Origin of the sequence: Burkholderia sp. BCC0419 (genome assembly GCF_902830285.1) — a bacterium.
In the GTDB taxonomy this organism is placed as follows: domain Bacteria; phylum Pseudomonadota; class Gammaproteobacteria; order Burkholderiales; family Burkholderiaceae; genus Burkholderia.
Window position 1 is genome coordinate 25,342 of the sequence record NZ_CADESR010000012.1, and the last position, 17,524, is coordinate 42,865.

The following is a 17,524-nucleotide window of genomic DNA, read 5'->3' on the forward strand; positions in this document are numbered from 1 at the left end:
GATCGAACGATGAAACGACAGGCTCTCAAGACCATTCTCTTTGCATTGCCCAAGGTTCTGGACCTGACGGCACGCCGCTTCCCCGCTTATCGTGATCGCCTCAAGGAGCGCAATCTCGTCGCGTGGATCGGGCTCATGGATCAAAGCATCGGTCGCGCCATCGAGTTCAAGAATGGCCGTATTCGGTCGCGCGCCGGCAAGCATCCGCGGCCCGACGTGCGCATGGCCTTCAAGGATGTCGCCACCGCCCTGAAGTTCCTTTCCCCCAGCCCGGACCAGGGCGAAATCGTCCACGCCGCCAAGAACTTCAAGGTGGTCACCGAGGGCGAGGACGACCTGTTGGTCTGGCTCATGCAAACCCTGAGCATGATGCGCACCGTCGGCCTGCCGATGGGCACGCCCATGCGCGACGGCACCCGACGCTACACCACCTGTACCAATGGCGGGCCTCTGTTCGTCTATGTCAAGGACGGCCGCATCGTCCGCGTGACCCCCATCGACCTGGATGGTACGGATGCGCCAAGTTGGGTGATCGAGGCACGTGGGCGCCGCTTCAGCCCGCCGCGGCGGGGATTGGCCGCCCCCCACGCGTTGACGCTCAAGTCGCTGGTCTACTCCGACAAGCGCATCCTTCACCCGATGAAACGGGTCGACTTCGACCCCGACGGCGAGCGCAATCCGCAGAACCGCGGCAAGTCCGGCTATGTGCGCATCAGCTGGGATGAAGCCCTGGACATCGTCGCCAAGGAGATCAACCGGCAGAAGCGCGTCCACGGTCCCGGTTCCATCACTTTCCCGATGTCGTCCCACCACCAGTGGGGCAACGTGGGCTACTACCTCAGCGCGCTGACGCGCTTCGCCAACCTGATCGGCTTCACCCGCGTCGCCGCGAATCCGGACAGCTGGGAAGGCTGGTACTGGGGCGCCATGCATCATTTCGGCAATTCGATGCGCGTCGGCGTGCCCGCCGGCTATGGCGGTCTGGAGGATGCTCTCAAGGAAGCCGACATGATCGTCTTCTGGTCCTGCGACCCCGAAAGCACCAACGGAGCCTACGCAGGATTCGAGGGAACGCCACGCCGCCTGTGGGCCAAGGAGCTTGGCATCGAGTTTGTTCACATCGACCCGCACTGCAATCCCACCGCCCAGTTGCTGGGCGGCCGCTGGATTCCGATCCGGCCGCAAACCGATGCCGCCCTCGCTGCCGCCATCATGTACGTATGGACCGTGGAGAACTTGTACGACAAGGACTACGTCGCGACGCGCACGACCGGATTCGACGATTGGAAGGCCTATCTTCTGGGTGAAACCGACGGTACCCCCAAGACTCCCGAGTGGCAGGAGAGCGAGACCGGCGTGCCGGCCAAGGACGTCCGCGCACTGGCGCGTCTATGGGGAAAGAAAAAGGTTCATCTCGCCGTCGGGATGACCGGCGCGGGATTCGGCGGCGCGGGCCGCGGGGCGACCGGCGCGCAATGGGCGCGCTGCATGATCATGATGATGGCCATGCAGGGCTGGGGCAAGCCGGGCGTGAATTTCGGCTGTCTCGAAATCGGCGTCCCGCACGATCTCCAGTTCTACTTCCCGGGCTACGCGGACGGCGGCATTTCGGGCGACCTGGCGTGGACGGCCAATGCGGTGGACAACTATCAGCGCATGCCACACATTCTGACCATGAATCCGGTCAAGCAGATGGTGCCGCGACAGCAGATGCCCGATGCGATTCTCAACGGCCACGCCACCGGCTATCTCTGGGACGGCATGTCCCAGGAAGCCCAGTTTGCGCCGTTCACCTACCCGATGCCCGGCTATTCGCCGATCCACATGATCTATCGCTACGGCGGATCCGCGTTCAGTACCGTGACGAATTCCGGACGCTGGACGGAGGCCTACCGGCACTCGAGCATCGAGTTCGTCGTCAATCAGTCAATCTGGATGGAGGGCGAGGCCCAGTTCGCCGACATCATCCTGCCCGCATGCACTTCGCTGGAGCGTTGGGACATTGGGGAATGGGCGAATTCGGGCGGCTACGCCCACCATGGGTATGGCACGGTCAACCATCGCATGCTGACGCTGCAGCACAAGTGCATCGAGCCTTTGGGCGAGTCCCGCTCCGACTACGACATTTTCACCGCCATCCTGACCCGGTTGGGCCTGGGTGGCGTGTTCACCGAGGGCTGTGGCGATCTTGACTGGGTCAAGCGCGTCTTCGACTCGTCGGATCTGCCCGATCATATTTCGTGGCGCGAATTCTGCCGCAAGGGCTACTTCGTCGTGCCGCCAGAGAAGCCCGAGCTACGGCATCCCGTGGACATGCGTTGGTACGCGGACGGCAGGAAGAAGGATCTGCCCGAACCCCATCCGCTGCCGTCACAGTTCTCGGAAAAGTTCGGCGAGGGCCTGCAGACGCCGAGCGGCAAGCTGGAGTTCGTGCCCGAGTTGCTGAAGCGGCACACTGCGGACAACCCCGAGCGGCCATCGCTCAACCGATATATCCCCTCCTGGGAGGGCCTGCGCTCGGACCTGGCTCAGCGCTACCCGCTGCAGTTGATCGCCACCCACAGCCGCTACAGCTTTCATACCCATTGCGACGGCAAGAATTCCGCGGTGAACAGCGTCGAGGATCATCGTGCCCTGATCGCGGGGCACCGGTTCTGGCTGCTGAGGCTCAATCCGGCTGACGCCGCCATTCGACGCATTGCCCATCGCGATCTCGTCAAAGTGCACAACGCCCGCGGCGCCGTGATCTGCGCGGCCGATGTCTCGCCGCTGGTGAACGCTGGCGTAGTGAAATCCTACGAAGCTAGCGCTGAATTTCAGCTGATCGAAATCGACGGCGAGCAAGTCGAGATTGGCGGTTGCATGAACATGCTGACCCCCGACCGGCCGCAGACCTCCGGCACCAGCAGCATGAGCCCGAATTCCTGCCTGGTGCAGGTCGAGAAATGGCGCGGTGCCGAGGCGTTCATGCTCGGTCGCGCAGCGTGAGGAATTTCAAATGAGCAAGTGGAACCTGATTATCAAAGTCGGGCGTTGCGAGAACTGCCAGAACTGCGTGATCGCCGCGCGGGACGAGCACGTCGGCAACGACTTCCCCGGTTACGCCGCACCCGCCCCGGCCGACGCCGAGAGCCCCATCCGCATCCTGCGTCGTGTCCAGGGCGCTTCGCATATGGTCGACACCACTTATCTGCCGGTCATGTGCAACCACTGCGACGACGCGCCCTGCATGCGCGTGGGCGGCAGCGCCATTCGCAAGCGTGCCGACGGCATCGTCATCATCGATCCGGACAAGGCACGAGGCCGAAAGGACATCGTCAAGGCCTGCCCTTACAAGGCGATCGTCTGGAACGAAACGCTGCAACTGCCCCAGATCTGGATCTTCGATGCGCATTTGCTCGACCAAGGTTGGCCCCGCCCGCGTTGTCAGCAGTCGTGCCCCACCGATGTCTTCGAGACGGTCAAGCTCGATGACGCAGCGATGGCCGAGAAGGCCCGACGCGAAGGACTCAAGGTATTGCGACCGAACCTGAGCACGAAGCCCCGCGTGTGGTATGCCGGCCTTGAGCGCTGGGAAACGTGCTTCGTCGGCGGAAGTGTCAGTGTCCAGGCAGGAGACGGAGTCGAGTGTGTGACGGATGCGGCCGTCGCCTTGTACGTCGGTAATCAGCAGGTCGCCGAAACCGTCTCGGACGGCTTCGGCGATTTCCGGTTCGACGGCCTGGCCAAGGGCAGCGGCCCCTACAGAGTCAACATCCGACATGCACTCGGCAACGCCTGGCGCGAGTGCGAATTGGGCGACAGCGCCTACCTGGGCGAGATCAGGCTCAGTCAGTCGACAAACGCCGTGGCGATCGAGTGCTGACGATCCGAGCAAGGCTGGCCGCTGCGGCAATCGCACCGATCTCCGTAGCACCGCCTTGTCGTTTCATCAGAACTTCGCCAACCACAACCAGACGGCCCACATCATCACGGACTCTGCAAGTTCGGGTACCGCTGGCCCCACTGTATCGTATAGTCAGCAAGTCATTGATTACTTTTATTATTAAATTGGGGCCCAAGCGAAAGACGCCGCCAAGCCGAGGTGGATCTAACCGGAAAATTGCACGGAAATCCAAGGGGCCCCTTGGACCTCGGTAAGCTGACCGGCCGCCGGTTTTCCGGCGCCGACGGCGCCTCAGCGCACGACCAACGCTTCTACGACGCCGCATCCGATACGACCGCGATCGCTTCCACCTCGATCAGCGCGTCCGGCGAATACAGGGCCGAGACTTCGACAAGACTTTCCGCCGGATACGGTGCGGAAAACCATTCGCGACGCACGTCGACCATTCTGTCGAGGTACGACATCGACTTCAGGAAGATCGTCGTCTTGACGACTTGATTCATTCCCGAACCGGCCGCTTTCAACGCACGCTCCAGGTTGCCGAACGCGCATCGGGCCTGACGATCGAAGTCGCCGGGCCCTTCGATTTCACCGTCATCGCCAATGGCAGGCTGCCCCGAAACGAAGACGAAACCGCCCGCCCGAATTGCTTGAGATAATGCAAACGGCGCATAGGGATCGGGATTCGTGTGCACCTGTTCGATTTTCATGGAAGGCTCTCCGTCGAGTTCCGGGTGATTGTCAAGGATCGGAGTATCGGGGGAGCTTTCGAGCGCAACAAATGGTCAATTCTCACCTTACAGATGAGCTTTTCTAATCCATGCGCAAACTGCCTCCGTTGAGCGCGCTACGTGCATTCGAAGCCGCGGCGCGGCGCGCCGGCTTCAAAGCGGCGGCTGAAGAACTCAATGTCACCCCTACCGCCATCAGCCACCAGATACGTCAACTCGAGGAATGGCTCGACGTCAAACTGTTCGAGCGCCAGACACGCGGAGTCCGCTTGACGGAAAACGGCAAGGCGCTGTTTCCGGCGCTTCGTGACGGCTTCGACAGCTTCGAGCGTGCAATCGAGGCAGCGCGAAACGTCGACGAAACCAAGGTCGCAACGCTCACGTCCACGGTGGCATTCACCGCAAAATGCCTCGCCGCTCGAGCAGGCGGATTTCGTGCCGCGTATCCCGATTGGACCCTGCGGCTCGATGCCACCCATGCCATCGTGGACCTCGACCAGTCCGCGCATGCATCGATCCGTTACGGTTCGGGCTACTATCCCGGGCTCATGTCGGAACCGCTTTTCAGGGACCGTTTTACCCCGGTGTGTCGTCCGCATTTGTCGATCGCACACGAGAAAGACCTGCAGCGCGCGACGCTGATTCACTTCGATTGGGGTCCCGCCGTTCGCGACGATCAACGAGCGATTACATGGGCGCGCTGGCTGGAGGCAGCCCAAATACGCGGCACCGACCCGAACGAAGGCCTCCGATTCAACGACGAAGTCCATGCGATGCAAGCGACCCTTGCCGGACAGGGAATCGGCCTGATAAGCCGGACCCTGGTCTCCGACGAGTTGGCCAACGGCACCCTGGTACAACCGTTCGACCTGGCGCTGGATAGCTTCCAGTACGATCTCGTTTATAGCCCTCGCTCCGCGACGAGACCGGCAACCGAAATATTGCGAGACTGGGTGCTTCGGGAATTTGCCGGGCATCGCTGTGCAGAAACCGCCAAAACGAACGCGAGCGCGCTGCCCACTCAGGCACCCGCCTTCGATACGACGTAATCGTTATCGAGAGATCGTCCCCCGTCGAGCGCCCTGCTTCAACACGGAACCCGACCGCCCACACCATTACCCATCATCGTGCACCAGCGCTGCGTGTCTTGTTGCGGTGACGGATACGGCAAGCCGGTCCGCGGATTGATCGAGTCCAGCGGATTCGGTCCCGGGGGATGGTTTGCCGCGTGCATCGCGGCGTTCTCCGCCATCTGCCTCGCGGTCGCCGCGTTCTGTCGAGCCAGGTCCGCCTTCTGCGCGTCGTCCACCTTCTTCGTCAGGGTCACCAGCCGCGCGAACTGCGGATCGCGAACATCCTGCAATGGCGGCAAAGGCGGCGCGAACGGCATGAAAAGCAGCGGCCCGTCATATCTCGGCACCGCTAGTTTTGACGGCTTGCCGAAATCCGCGGCCATGCTGATCTCCCACATGCCGGCGTTCATGCCGAGCGCGTGTTCGTAGCGTCGGTTCACGTCCGCCACGCTGAGCGGCCCGGACGGCGCGGGCAACGGTTGCAGGGATGGCGGCAGCGTCTGCCGGGCGGCAGGATAGATTGCGCGAACCCAGCTCACCGCGGCGACCGAGTATTGATAGAGAAGCGCGTCGTACTTTTCCAGCACTTGCGCTCGACTATAGTTGCCGGGATTCTGGAAAACGGGCTTGTACGCCGCGAGGCTGTCGATGTACCGCATGTTCGCATCTCGCTGCTCCGCAACGAACTGCTGCTGAGGGTCGACCGGCGCAGATGAAGAGAGCGCAGCGCAGCCGGATAGCAGGCTGACGACGAATGCAACGCCGGCCGTCGTTCGGGAGGCTGACCGGATGGGACGCAAGATGTTGGGCATCGGAAACGCTGTGGAGACTTGACGGGTTTTGATGAATCGGCGCGCTGCCGACAACGGCCGGCATGCGCGACACTCGCCCTATTCTGCCCCGCTCCATGACGCGCCCGGTGGAATTGCGTCTGATCCTGGTGGATTCCAGTCTCGGGATTTCGTCCGGCGACAGCGGCCCCGGACATCCGCCCACCTCCTCAACAGGGTGTGACGAGCCCCCGTCGACTGCAGCAACGGCTCGCCATCCGCGTCCTGTTGCGTCAATCGCCGAATCGCGACATCGCGTGCGGCCGAATCAGCCGGTTGTCGCATGCACGTGCGTGCCGGCGCGTATGCCATCCACGCGTTCAATCCGTGCTGCCCAGCGCTTCCCGCAGCGCAGCAGCGGCCTCTCGGTGTGCGTGCGCGGCTTCGGGAATCACGCGCCCCATCGAAAAAAATCCGTGGATCATTCCCCGGTAGCACCGCGCCTCCACGCGATTTCCCGCGCGGCGCAACTTGTCGGCATAGCCGGCATGCTCGTCGCGCAACGGATCGTATTCGGCGGAAACCAGCCACGCCGGGGCGACGCCATGCAGATCCGCCGGCGCGTGACGCTCGCCGTCGAGCGGCGCAAAGCGCCAGTCCGCCGCATCGGCCGCGTCCCGCAGATAGTTGCGATGAATCCAGCGGATCACGTCGTGCGTCAGGAAATGATCTTCGCCGTAGCGCCGGTGCGCCGCGCTGCCCAGCGACGCCGACAGCGCCGGATAGATCAGCAACTGCATCGCCAGCGCAATGTCCATCTCGCGGGCCCGAACGGCGACCACCGCCGCCAGCGTGGCCCCCGAGCTTTCGCCGCCGACGGCCAGCCTCGACGCATCGAGACCATAGGTCAGCGCCTTGCGGTGCAGCCACCGCAGCGCATCCAGCGCGTCGTCCACCGCACACGGAAACTTGTGCTCGGGCGCGAGCCGGTAAGACACCGACACGACCGCGCACCGTGCGTCGGCTGCCAGCATCCGGCAGACGGCGTCGGCCGTCTCGAGCGAGCCGACGACATAGCCGCCCGAATGAAAGTAAAGCAGCGCCGGCTGCGGCGCGCTCCAGTCCGCGGCACGCGGATAGTAGATGCGCGCGGCGATGCGCGCGCCGTCGCGCATCTCGATCAGGCATTCGTCGATGCCGTCGACGCCGCGCGGCGCGAGGTCGGCAAGCGGCACGTAGTACGCGAAATAGCGGCGCGCCTCTTCCAGCGGCAAGCGGTCGAGCGACACCGCGCCGGGCCTCGCGCGACGCTCGAGAAACTGTCTGACACTCGGTGCGACGGGCATTCGATGTCTCCTCGACGGGTACTTTGCGCCGCGTGTCGTCCCGCGCGGCGCATCGGGCGCTAATCGGGCCTTACCTCGGCAGCGCGAGCGCGCGCAACTGGTCGCCGACATGCAGCAACGCAACCTGGTCCTTCACCTGTCCGATGAACATGCCGATCATCAGCGCGAGCAACAGGACGGCCAGCGCGCCCTTGACGGGCTGCGCGAGCGAGACGAGATCGAGTTTCGACGCAATCCGCGACAGCAGCCCCACCCCGACGTCGATGAGCAGCAACAGCAGCACCGCCGGCCCGGCGAGCTTCGCGATCGTGACCATCAGCGAATCCGTCTGCTGCATCACGAACGCCTCGATGAACGCGCGCGGCACCGGCGTCAGGCTGCCGAGCGGCCACCACACGTAGGTCTGGAACACCGCGCCGAGCAGGAACGTCATGCCGCCGAGGGTCCAGAACGCGACCGTCGCGCACTGCATCAGCAGCGTGGAGGTCAGCGTCGTCTGCTGCCCGAGGCTCGGGTTCGTGATCTGCACGTTGTTGTAGCCGGTGAGATCGTCGATATAGGTGCCGACGGCTTCCGCGACCCAGAACACCGGCGACGCGACGAACGCGATCACCAGCCCGATCACGGCCTCCTTGACGACGACGGCCAGCAGGAACCCGCCATGCAGTTGCGTCATCAGCGCCTGCTGCCCGTAAGCGACGTAGATCGACCACAGCACGACCATCGCATTGCGGATGCGCTTCGTGATCAGCTCGCCGCCCGTGGGCGGAAAGATCGTCAGCAGCACGAGCAGACGCACGCCGCAGACGGCGACCAGGATCATGAACGACAGCAGCGCGCGCCCGAGCTGCGGAATGCCGGTCGAGAACGGATCGATCATCGCGTGCGCTCCGTGGCGCCCCGGCGCGGCCCGTGCACGGCCGGCGCGGCACGGCGACGCGCGACGAACGTTTCCTCGCTCTCCTCGTCCTGCAGATCGTCCGCGCGGGCCTCGGCGAGACGGCCCAGGCGATCCAGCCGCGCGCTGCACAGGTCGATCCGCACGTCGTGGCGGAGAATCGCGGTACGGGTCGTACCGATCGCCTGTTCGATCGCGGCCACGCTCTCCCGCAACCGCTCCAGCGTGTCGAGTTCCCGCGCGCGCCGTGCGTGCGCGTCGGCCAGCAGCTTCTCCCAGTCGAGCAGTTCGTCGATCCGCACCGGCCCGCGGCCGTCGAGCAGGCGGTCGATGCGCGCGGTGCGCCGGTCGACCTCCGCCGCCGCTTGCGCGAGCACGCGCTGCTGCTCGGCCAGCCGCGCATCGGCCTCGTCGCGTTCGCGCTGCTGCTCGGTCAGCGTGTCGCGCAGCGCGGCCCGGGCACGCGTGAGGCGACTCCGGATCGTCGAGAATGCAATCACGCGCCTGTCTTTCATCGTCGTCGCCTTTCTCCTTTGGCAGCGGCGGCCGCGCTCACGCACGCAGGCCGCGCAGCGCGTCGCGTGTCGCGTCGCGCGTGCTGAATTCGTCGGTGCGCTGACAGAGGAATTGCCGGATGGCCTCGATCTTGCGCACGGCTTCGTCAGCGACCGGATCGCCGCCCGCCCGGTACTCGCCGAGTTGCAGCAGCGTTTCGATGTCCCGATGCTTGGCCAGCAGCCGGCGTACATGACTGGCCGCGTCGCGATGCGCGTCGTCCGTCACCTGCGGCATCACGCGCGACAGGCTCGCCAGCACGTCGATGGCCGGATACTGGTTGCGTGCGGCAATCTCGCGCGACAGGATCATGTGCCCGTCGAGAATGCCGCGCACCTCCTCGGCCACCGGATCGCTGCCCGATTCGTCCTCGGCGAGCACGGTGTAGAGCGCGGTGATCGAGCCGTGCTCCGACAGCCCCGCGCGTTCCAGCAGGCGCGGCAGCTCGGCGAAGATCGACGGCGGAAAACCGCGCCGCGCGGGCGGCTCGCCCGCGGCCAGCCCGATCTCGCGCTGGGCGCGTGCAAAGCGCGTCAGCGAATCCATCATCAGCAGCACCCGCTTGCCGCGATCGCGAAAATATTCCGCGATGGCCGTGGCCGAATAGGCCGCCTTCACGCGCTCGATCGACGAGCGGTCGGAGGTCGCGCACACCACGATGGACCGCGCGATGCCTTCCGGGCCGAGGATCTGTTCGATGAACTCGCGCACTTCACGGCCCCGCTCGCCGATCAGCGCGATCACGTTGAGGTCGCAGCGCGTGCCGCGTGCGAACATGCCCATCAGCGTGCTCTTGCCGACGCCGGCCGGCGCGAAAATGCCGACGCGCTGGCCTTCGCCGAGCGTCATCAGCCCGTCGACGACCCGCACGCCGGTGTCGAGCGAACGCTCGAGCAGCGGGCGGCTCATCGCGTCCGGCGGCGCCGCGTAGAGCGCGGCGGTTTCCGTCGTGTCGATCGGGCCGCGGCCGTCGATCGGGCGGCCCATGCTGTCGACCACGCGGCCGAACAGCGCGGAACCGACCGGAATCGCAAGCGGCCGACCCAACGCGACCACCTGGGTGTCACGCGACAGGCCGTCGAGGCGCCCGAACGGCGACAGCAGCGCCGTGTCGCGGGAGAAGCCGACCACCTCGGCGCATTGCATCAGTTCACCCTGCCCGGTCCTGAGTTCGCACAGCTCGCCGTAGCGGACGTCGATGCCGCTCACGCGGATCAGCGTGCCGAGCGCGTCCATCACCTTGCCGCGGGTCGACAGGTGCGCCGCACGGTCGAACTCCTGTTCGAGCGTGTCGGTCAGCCGGATCAGCGCATCGATGCCGGCGGCGTCTCGCGACACGTCGCTCATGCCGGCACCCCGACATCCTCGGCCGGGCCCGTGCCGCTCGCGGGTTCCCGTTCCTGTTCCGGCGGTTCCGGCAACCCGGCCGCCGCCGCATGCGTCCTGACTTCGGCGAACGCGTCCGGTGCGAGCGTATCCGGCACGTCCGGCGCGTTCGCGTCGCGCCGCAGCGCGGCGTCGGCCGCCATGCGGACCGCGTCGATCTGCACCTTGAGGCTCGCGTCGACCGAACCGATGTCGGTGTCGCACACGCACGCGCCCGGGTCGAGCGTGCGGTCCGCATGGACCGTCAGCTGGACCGGCTGGCCGCGCGCGCGCCACTGCGCCACCGCCCGCGAGAAGGTCTCGACGGCCGCGTCGTGCTCGTCCGGATGCACGCGAACCTGCAGGGTCCGGCTGCCTTCGATGATGCGTTCGACCACCTCGCCGGCGCGGGCGAACAGCGCCGCCGGCTGTTCGTTGGCGACGATCTTCTCGACCGCGGATACCACCAGCCCGGCGATGCGCTGCTTCAACGACATCTGCAGTTCGTAGCGCTGCTCGAGCAGCTGCGCGGTGCGCGCGTACCACTGCGAAAGCGCATCGCGACTGCCTGCGTCGTAACCGCGCTGCTGCGCGGTGTCGTACTCGCCGCGGGCTTCGGCGCGCAGCGCGTCCGCGTCCGCGCGGGCCGCCGCGAGCATGCTGTCGGCATCGCGCGCCGCTTGCGCGAGGACTTCCGCGTGCTGGCGCTGCAACGCGAGATAGCCCGCGTCGAGCTGCACCAGCGACGCCAGCGCCTCGCGCGGCACGACGTCCGCGTGCACGCCGACGCCCGTGTTGCACGCGCGTGCCGCCTGTTCGGTGCCCGGTTGCCTGAGCCAGATGATCATCGCGTTTCCTCCTCCGCAAAAAAATCGTCGAGCCGCATCAGCACGCGCCGGCTGTCGTCGCGCGTCGCGTCCGCGTCATGCGCATGCAGCCACGGCGCCGCCACCGCATCGCGCGCCCATGCCAGGCGCAACAGTCCTGCCGGCGCATCGGGTTCGCACATGCCGCTCGCCCGGAACAGGCAAAAACCTTCCCAGCTCAACGCGTACTCGTCGAGATGATCGAGCGGATGCATGCCGAAGTCGCGAATCCAGCGGTCGACCGGTTGCACGCGCGGCTCGGCCATCAGCCAGCGCAACGCCGCCGCGCCGTGCCGGCCGAGCCAGCCGCAGACCTTGTCGCGGCTCTCGCGGTCGACCCAGTAACGCAGTTCGGCGCGCCGGCCGTAAAGCGCACGCAGGCACAGCACGGCGAGCGCATCGTCCAGCGCCAGCGCGCCCAGCCGCCCGGCGTCGCCACGAAACGTCCGATAGGCCGGCACCGGCAGCCCCTCCTGCGCAAGCCAGCCCTCCAGCGCGCCGGCCCGCAGCCGGGCGAGCTGCGCACCGCCCGTGCCGGCCGCCCGGCGCCACGCGTCCGGAAACCAGCCCGGCCCGATCCAGTCGGGCAGCCCGATACGGTTCGCCTGGTACTGCACGAGACGCCGTGCGAGCCCGAAGGCGACGCTGCCGTGTTTGTCGATATCCATGATCGTCCGCCGCGTCCGCGCGCCGGTCAGCGCCCGGCGCCGTCGGCGGCCGGCTTGCCTCGGAACGGGCCCACCGGCAGCTTCGCCGCCAGGCCGTCCGCCGCATGTCCAGCGGGCGCGCCCGGCGCGTCAGGCGCGTCGGCGTCATGCGCGCGCCGGCCTCGCTTGAGCGCCGCGACGACGAGCAGCGCGAGCGCCGCGAGTACGCCCCCGACGATCGCGATCGTGCGCCACACTCCGCCGCCGGACGGCGCGCGCGGCATCACGTCGAGCGGACTGCCGGCGACGGCCGTCAGGCTGACCTTGTCGTACGACAGCCCTTCGACGCTGTGGACCACGAGGTTCTTGATCTGCGGCTCGATCGTCGCGAGATTCGCCGTCGGCAGGTACTTGATGAACACCGAGGCCGACGACGGCTTCACGTGCATCGCGAGCGGATCGTTGTCCGGCAGCACGATATGCACGCGCGCAACCATCACGCCGTCGATCTGCGACAGCGTCTTCGACAGCTCCTGCGACACGCCGTAGATGAAACGCACGCGCTCCTCGGTCGGCGTCGACACGAGGCCGTCCTTCTTGAAGAGATCGCCGAGATCGTCGTACTTGTGCGCCGGCAGTCCGTGCTCGCGCAATACGTTCATCGCCTGCACGATGTGCGCATCGTCAACCTTGGCGCTCCACGTCTTGCCGCCGTCCGCGCTCTCCTTCTTCGCGTCGATGCCCGCCTGCAGCAGCGCCGCGACGATCTCGTTGCAGTCCTGCTCGCTGAGGTTTCCATAGAGTTCCTGTTTGCAGCCGGCCAGCGCGATGCACAGCGCGACGCACGACACCGCGCACACGCGCATGCTCGCGCGGCCGACGATCCTGATCCGGGCGTTCATGATCATTGGTTCTTCATCAGGGTTTCCAGCGCGCCTTTCGACGATTCGACCACGCTGATCTTCATCGACATGTCGACCTGCAGGCTCGCCGTCTCGATCTGCATCTGCACGGAAGCCGCCGCGATCTGGTTGAACGACATGTCGCCCGCGTTGTGCAGCATGTAGAGCGCGTCGTTGGAGACGGTCTGCAGCGCCTCGTCCTCGCTGAGCACGAGGTGCGTGGCGAGCGATCCGGCCTCGGAACCCTGCGGCTTCGGCGGCGCCGTGACGCCGCTCGTCATCATCTGCTCGAAGCTCGCGACCTCGTGCGGCGGCACGACGACCGGCAACGCCGGCACGCCCGGGTCGATCACGTCGGCCGGGCCGGCCACACCGCCGCCGCCGCGTGCGATCGCCAGTTGAAAATCGGGTACGGGAGGAATCGGATTCATCTGGAGTCCCTTTTTTCGAAAAGACGAGCGACGCGTTCAAAGACGCAGGTACTGGCTTTCTTCCGCGGTCGGCGTCGCTGCGGACGGCTGGCCGCCGTCGGCATTCGCATCCGGCCCGTTCGCGTCGTGCAACGTCGGCGTCTTGATGCCGAGCCGGTCGCGCAGGCGCTTCATCATGTCGGTCATGTGGAACACGCCGGTGGCCTGGGCATCGCGATTCGCGCGCTCGAGTTCGTCTCGCAACTCGACCGAATCGAGCAACGCGCGCGCGTCGTCGCTCAGGCTGTCCTCGTCCTCGCGCATCTTGCCGGCCACGATGCGCCAGTCGGCATTGCCGCTCGCCGCCAGGCAATAGACGAGCATGGCCCGCGCGCCGGGCATGCATTCGCCGCGCGACGCGAGCCCGTCGAACACCGCGATCGCGTCGATCCAGTTGCGATGCACGATGTGCACGTAGCCGTCGTACAGGATCAGCTCCGGCCGCGCGGGCCGCATCACGTGGAGCGCGTCGAGCAGATGTTCGGCTTCGTCGCTCGTCATGCGCGGATTCGGAAACTTGTCGACCAGCGCAAGACGCACGATCTCGCGCATTGCACTGACGAGCCTGTTGCTGCACTGCATGTATTCGGGTTTGCCGTCCATGTTCGAGTCCGCCTTCAGGTAACGGGAATGTCGGGACGCGGTTGCCGTCCACGCTCCCAAGTTAGCAAACCGCCGCCGCGGCAACGCCACGCGTGCGAAGGCATTTCCCGCGCCGCGAAGGCCGCATCGCGCACGCGGCACGCGGCCGGCCCGAACGCCGCGTGCTTCGGGCCGGCCGCGCCGCCTTCGCCTGCATGCGTGTTCCCGGGCGGCGGCCGCGCTACCGTGCGACGACGCATGACGACGCGAACGGAGCGTTCATGAGCGACGAGAAGACCGAACAGCCCACGCGACGCAAGCTCAAGGAGGCGCGCAAGAAAGGCACCGTGGCGAAGAGTGTCGATCTCGTCGCGGCGGTGCTCGTGCTCGTCTCGCTCGCACTCTTTACGTTCGGCTGGCATCCGCTGCTCGACGCCCTCCACCAGAACATCTCGCGCGCGATCGATTTCTGTGCGTCCGAACGCTCGATGCAGGCGCTCTGGTCCGTGCTGATGCACGAACTGGCCAACGGCGCGATCGCGTGCTGCGTGATCAGCGTGGCCGCGGCGCTCGCGGCCGCGCTGTCGATCGGTGCGCAGGTGGGCCTGCAGGTGTCGTTCGACCCGGTCATGCCGAAGATGGACCGGCTGTCGCCGGCGGCCGGGCTCAAGCAGATCTTCTCGAAGCGCGCGCTGATCGACCTGCTGAAGATGAGCGTCAAGGCCGGGGTGATCGCCGCCGCGCTGTGGCACGTGATCGTGTCGCTGTTTCCGTTGATCACGTCCGCGATGGCCGAGCCGCTGGCGGCGCTCTCGCAGATTCTGTGGCACGCGCTGCTGAAGCTGCTGTTCGCGGCTGCCGTGCTGTTCCTGGTGGTCGGCGTGGTGGACTGGAAGATCCAGCACTGGCTGATGATGCGCGCGCAGCGCATGTCGAAGGACGAGGTCAAGCGCGAACTGAAGGAGCGCGAAGGCGAGCCGAAGCTCAAGCACGAGCGGCGCAAGCGCGCGAAGGAACTCGTCAACGGCGGCGGCGAAAGCGTGGCGGGGGCGGTCGGCCGCGCGAACGTGGTGGTCGTCAATCCGACGCATTACGCGGTCGCGCTGCGTTACGTGCGCGGCGAAACGCCGTTGCCCGTCGTGCTGGCGAAGGGCACCGACGACGCGGCGCTCGAGATTCGTGCGCTGGCGACGCAACGCGGCATACCGATCGTCGCCAACCCGCCCGTCGCGCGTGCGCTTTACAAGGTGGCCGAGCACCGGCCGATTCCGTCCGAACTGTTCGAAGTCGTCGCGGCGATCCTGCGCTGGGTCGAAGCGGTCGGCCCCGGCACGCCCGCTGCCGAACCCCGTTGATTCGCCCCTGGAGCGCGACATGTTCAAGAACCTGAAGTTACCCGCGAGCGGCGAAGTCGGCATCGCGGCCCTCGTCACCGCCATCGTTTCGCTGATGATCCTGCCGCTGCCGCCGGTCGTGATCGACATGCTGCTGTCGGTCAACATCTGCATCAGCGTCGTGCTGCTGATGGTGACGCTGTACGTGCCGTCGATCACGCAGCTGTCGGCGTTTCCGTCGGTGCTGCTGTTCACGACGCTCTACCGGTTGTCGCTCAACATCGCGTCGACCAAGTCGATCCTGCTGCACGCGGACGCGGGACACATCATCGAAAGCTTCGGCGAGCTCGTGGTCGGCGGCAACCTCGTCGTGGGCCTCGTGGTGTTCCTGATCATCACGACCGTTCAGTTCATCGTGATCGCGAAGGGTTCGGAACGGGTGGCCGAAGTCGGCGCGCGGTTCACGCTCGACGCGTTGCCCGGCAAGCAGATGAGCATCGACGCGGACTTGCGCGCGAACCTGCTGACGCCCGACGAGGCACGCCGCAAGCGCGCGCGGCTCGCGGTCGAAAGCCAGCTCTACGGCGGCATGGACGGGGCGATGAAGTTCGTCAAGGGCGACGCGATCGCCGGGCTCATCATCACGCTCGTCAACATGACCGCCGGTATCGCGGTCGGCGTGGCCTATCACGACATGACGGCCGGCGATGCGGCGAACCGCTTTTCGATCCTGTCGATCGGCGATGCGATGGTGTCGCAGATCCCGTCGCTGCTGATCGCGGTCGCCGCAGGCGTGATGATCACGCGGGTATCCGACGAGTCGGCCAAGCAAGGCAGCTCGCTCGGCGAGGACATGTTGCGCCAGCTCGGCGGCAACGCGCGCGCGATGTGGTTCGCGTCGGTGCTGCTCCTCGGCTTTGCGATGGTGCCCGGCTTTCCGTGGGAACTGTTCCTGCTGCTGTCCGCGCTGCTCGCGTTCGCGGGTTACCGGCTCGGGCGGCGCGGCGACGGCACGTCGTCGGCCGCGCCGGGCAAGACCGTCTCGGCGCTGCAGCGCGCGGGGTCGAAAGGCGACGCGCCGACGATCCTCCGGCACGCGCCGCAGTTCACCAGCGCGCTCGGCGTGCGGCTCGCCCCCGATCTCGCCGAGCGCCTGTCGGCCGCCGCGCTGAACGACGCGTTCGAGGCGCAGCGCATGCTGCTCCAGGAGCAGGTCGGCCTGCCGTTCCCGGGCATCACGATGTGGACCGCGTCCGACCTGGCGGCCGGCACGTTCGAGATTCTCGTGCTGGACGTCCCGTCGCTGACCGTGACGATTCCGCCCGGCAAGGTCATGGTGCCCGGCGCGGCGGCCGACCCGGCGCTGGCCGCGCAATGCGAGCAGGCCGGCGCGGCGGGCGGCCAGGCGAACAGCTACTGGGCGCCGGAACGCCAGCCGCCCGGCGGCGCGACGGTGTGGCGGGCGGAACAGGTGATCGCCAACGACACGATCGCGCTGCTGCGCGCTCGCGCGAAGCTGTTCGTCGGCATCCAGGAAACCCAATGGGTGCTGGAGCAGCTCGGCGCCGAATTCCCCGGGCTCGTCGCCGAGGTGCAGAAGGCGTTGCCGCTGCAACGGATCGCCGACGTGTTGCGGCGCCTGCTGGAAGAGAACGTTCCGATCCGCAACGCGCGCAGCATCATGGAGAGCCTCGTGAACTGGGGGCCGAAGGAGAAGGACATGCTGCTGCTGACGGAATACGTGCGCGGCGATCTCTCCCGCTATATCGCGTACAGCGCGACGGGCGGCGCCGCGTCGCTGCAGGCCGTCCTGTTCACGAGCGACCTGGAGCAGCATATTCGCCAGTCGATCAAGCAGACGCCGACCGGCAACTATCTCGCGCTCTCGCCCGATGAAGTCCGCACGCTCGCGGAGCGGATCGGCACTTACGTGGGCGACGTGCCGCACGACGAAGTCGCGCTCGTCACGTCGATGGACATCCGTCGCTACGTGCGGCGCATGGTCGAGGCGCACCTGCCCTGGCTGCGCGTGTACTCGTACCAGGAGCTCGGCGATTACGTCGAACTGCGCCCGCTCGGCCGCGTCACGACATGACGGC

16 protein-coding genes are annotated in these 17,524 nt (G+C 66.4%); 5 read left to right on the top strand and 11 right to left on the bottom strand.

Going from position 1 to position 17,524, the window contains the following annotated elements; all coding sequences use genetic code 11:
- Positions 1-9: 9 nt before the first annotated feature.
- Both HWW87_RS32880 and HWW87_RS32885 read left to right on the top strand, forming a co-directional pair.
- Positions 10-2,988 (top strand): molybdopterin-dependent oxidoreductase, encoded by a 2,979-nt coding sequence (locus HWW87_RS32880; RefSeq protein ID WP_175823797.1) that lies wholly within the window; start codon positions 10-12, stop codon positions 2,986-2,988.
- A 10-nt stretch (positions 2,989-2,998) separates the two neighbouring features.
- On the top strand, positions 2,999-3,865 hold the full coding sequence (locus HWW87_RS32885; RefSeq protein WP_175823798.1) for a 4Fe-4S dicluster domain-containing protein: 867 nt from the start codon (positions 2,999-3,001) through the stop codon (positions 3,863-3,865).
- A gap of 332 nt (positions 3,866-4,197) precedes the next feature.
- Here HWW87_RS32885 and HWW87_RS32890 read toward each other — a convergent pair whose 3' ends face one another.
- Complete coding sequence (locus tag HWW87_RS32890) at positions 4,198-4,596, bottom strand: RidA family protein (RefSeq protein WP_175823799.1); 399 nt, start codon at positions 4,594-4,596, stop codon at positions 4,198-4,200.
- Positions 4,597-4,706: 110 nt separating this feature from the next.
- Here HWW87_RS32890 and HWW87_RS32895 point away from each other — a divergent pair, with 110 nt between their 5' ends.
- A complete protein-coding gene (locus tag HWW87_RS32895; RefSeq protein WP_175823800.1) occupies positions 4,707-5,666 on the top strand; it encodes a LysR substrate-binding domain-containing protein in 960 nt (319 codons plus the stop codon).
- Between the two features lie 38 nt (positions 5,667-5,704).
- Here the strand turns inward: HWW87_RS32895 and HWW87_RS32900 are convergent, their stop codons facing one another.
- The 10 genes from HWW87_RS32900 to HWW87_RS32950 form a co-directional block, all read right to left on the bottom strand.
- A complete protein-coding gene (locus tag HWW87_RS32900) occupies positions 5,705-6,502 on the bottom strand; it encodes a hypothetical protein (protein WP_244107384.1) in 798 nt (265 codons plus the stop codon).
- Positions 6,503-6,840: 338 nt separating this feature from the next.
- Positions 6,841-7,806, bottom strand: a complete 966-nt coding sequence (locus tag HWW87_RS32910) for an alpha/beta hydrolase (RefSeq protein WP_175823925.1) — start codon at positions 7,804-7,806, stop codon at positions 6,841-6,843.
- 70 nt (positions 7,807-7,876) lie between these two features.
- Positions 7,877-8,686 (bottom strand): type III secretion system export apparatus subunit SctT, encoded by an 810-nt coding sequence (sctT, locus tag HWW87_RS32915; protein ID WP_175823802.1) that lies wholly within the window; start codon positions 8,684-8,686, stop codon positions 7,877-7,879.
- Positions 8,683-9,219: a hypothetical protein gene (locus HWW87_RS32920; protein WP_175823803.1), complete on the bottom strand. Its 537-nt coding sequence runs from the start codon at positions 9,217-9,219 to the stop codon at positions 8,683-8,685. Before HWW87_RS32920 ends, sctT begins: the two co-directional genes overlap by 4 nt.
- 37 nt (positions 9,220-9,256) lie before the next feature.
- Complete coding sequence (gene sctN / locus HWW87_RS32925) at positions 9,257-10,606, bottom strand: type III secretion system ATPase SctN (RefSeq protein ID WP_174433233.1); 1,350 nt, start codon at positions 10,604-10,606, stop codon at positions 9,257-9,259.
- Positions 10,603-11,472, bottom strand: a complete 870-nt coding sequence (gene sctL / locus HWW87_RS32930; protein WP_175823804.1) for a type III secretion system stator protein SctL — start codon at positions 11,470-11,472, stop codon at positions 10,603-10,605. Before sctL ends, sctN begins: the two co-directional genes overlap by 4 nt.
- Positions 11,469-12,158, bottom strand: coding sequence for a type III secretion protein HrpB4 (locus tag HWW87_RS32935; protein ID WP_175823805.1), 690 nt, complete (start codon positions 12,156-12,158; stop codon positions 11,469-11,471). The genes sctL and HWW87_RS32935 overlap by 4 nt, the downstream gene beginning before the upstream one ends.
- A 26-nt stretch (positions 12,159-12,184) precedes the next feature.
- Positions 12,185-13,039 (bottom strand): type III secretion inner membrane ring lipoprotein SctJ, encoded by an 855-nt coding sequence (sctJ, locus tag HWW87_RS32940; RefSeq protein WP_175823806.1) that lies wholly within the window; start codon positions 13,037-13,039, stop codon positions 12,185-12,187.
- Positions 13,040-13,041: 2 nt separating this feature from the next.
- On the bottom strand, positions 13,042-13,470 hold the full coding sequence (locus HWW87_RS32945) for a hypothetical protein (protein WP_175823807.1): 429 nt from the start codon (positions 13,468-13,470) through the stop codon (positions 13,042-13,044).
- Positions 13,471-13,506: 36 nt separating this feature from the next.
- Positions 13,507-14,112, bottom strand: a complete 606-nt coding sequence (locus tag HWW87_RS32950) for an HrpB1 family type III secretion system apparatus protein (RefSeq protein WP_175823808.1) — start codon at positions 14,110-14,112, stop codon at positions 13,507-13,509.
- A gap of 260 nt (positions 14,113-14,372) precedes the next feature.
- On the opposite strand from HWW87_RS32950, the gene sctU reads away from it, so the two are divergent.
- Together sctU and sctV are read left to right on the top strand one after the other, a co-directional pair.
- Entirely contained in the window at positions 14,373-15,446 is a 1,074-nt protein-coding gene (sctU, locus tag HWW87_RS32955) for a type III secretion system export apparatus subunit SctU (protein WP_175823809.1), read from the top strand.
- A 19-nt stretch (positions 15,447-15,465) separates the two neighbouring features.
- Entirely contained in the window at positions 15,466-17,520 is a 2,055-nt protein-coding gene (sctV, locus tag HWW87_RS32960; protein WP_174433240.1) for a type III secretion system export apparatus subunit SctV, read from the top strand.
- Positions 17,521-17,524 lie beyond the last annotated feature (4 nt).

Coding starts and splice junctions, on each gene's coding strand:
- HWW87_RS32880 (WP_175823797.1), top strand. CDS start 10: ATGAAACGACAGGCTCTCAAGACCATTCTCTTTGCATTGCCCAAGGTT.
- HWW87_RS32885 (WP_175823798.1), top strand. CDS start 2,999: ATGAGCAAGTGGAACCTGATTATCAAAGTCGGGCGTTGCGAGAACTGC.
- HWW87_RS32890 (WP_175823799.1), bottom strand. CDS start 4,596: ATGAAAATCGAACAGGTGCACACGAATCCCGATCCCTATGCGCCGTTT.
- HWW87_RS32895 (WP_175823800.1), top strand. CDS start 4,707: ATGCGCAAACTGCCTCCGTTGAGCGCGCTACGTGCATTCGAAGCCGCG.
- HWW87_RS32900 (WP_244107384.1), bottom strand. CDS start 6,502: ATGCCCAACATCTTGCGTCCCATCCGGTCAGCCTCCCGAACGACGGCC.
- HWW87_RS32910 (WP_175823925.1), bottom strand. CDS start 7,806: ATGCCCGTCGCACCGAGTGTCAGACAGTTTCTCGAGCGTCGCGCGAGG.
- sctT (WP_175823802.1), bottom strand. CDS start 8,686: ATGATCGATCCGTTCTCGACCGGCATTCCGCAGCTCGGGCGCGCGCTG.
- HWW87_RS32920 (WP_175823803.1), bottom strand. CDS start 9,219: ATGAAAGACAGGCGCGTGATTGCATTCTCGACGATCCGGAGTCGCCTC.
- sctN (WP_174433233.1), bottom strand. CDS start 10,606: ATGAGCGACGTGTCGCGAGACGCCGCCGGCATCGATGCGCTGATCCGG.
- sctL (WP_175823804.1), bottom strand. CDS start 11,472: ATGATCATCTGGCTCAGGCAACCGGGCACCGAACAGGCGGCACGCGCG.
- HWW87_RS32935 (WP_175823805.1), bottom strand. CDS start 12,158: ATGGATATCGACAAACACGGCAGCGTCGCCTTCGGGCTCGCACGGCGT.
- sctJ (WP_175823806.1), bottom strand. CDS start 13,039: ATGAACGCCCGGATCAGGATCGTCGGCCGCGCGAGCATGCGCGTGTGC.
- HWW87_RS32945 (WP_175823807.1), bottom strand. CDS start 13,470: ATGAATCCGATTCCTCCCGTACCCGATTTTCAACTGGCGATCGCACGC.
- HWW87_RS32950 (WP_175823808.1), bottom strand. CDS start 14,112: ATGGACGGCAAACCCGAATACATGCAGTGCAGCAACAGGCTCGTCAGT.
- sctU (WP_175823809.1), top strand. CDS start 14,373: ATGAGCGACGAGAAGACCGAACAGCCCACGCGACGCAAGCTCAAGGAG.
- sctV (WP_174433240.1), top strand. CDS start 15,466: ATGTTCAAGAACCTGAAGTTACCCGCGAGCGGCGAAGTCGGCATCGCG.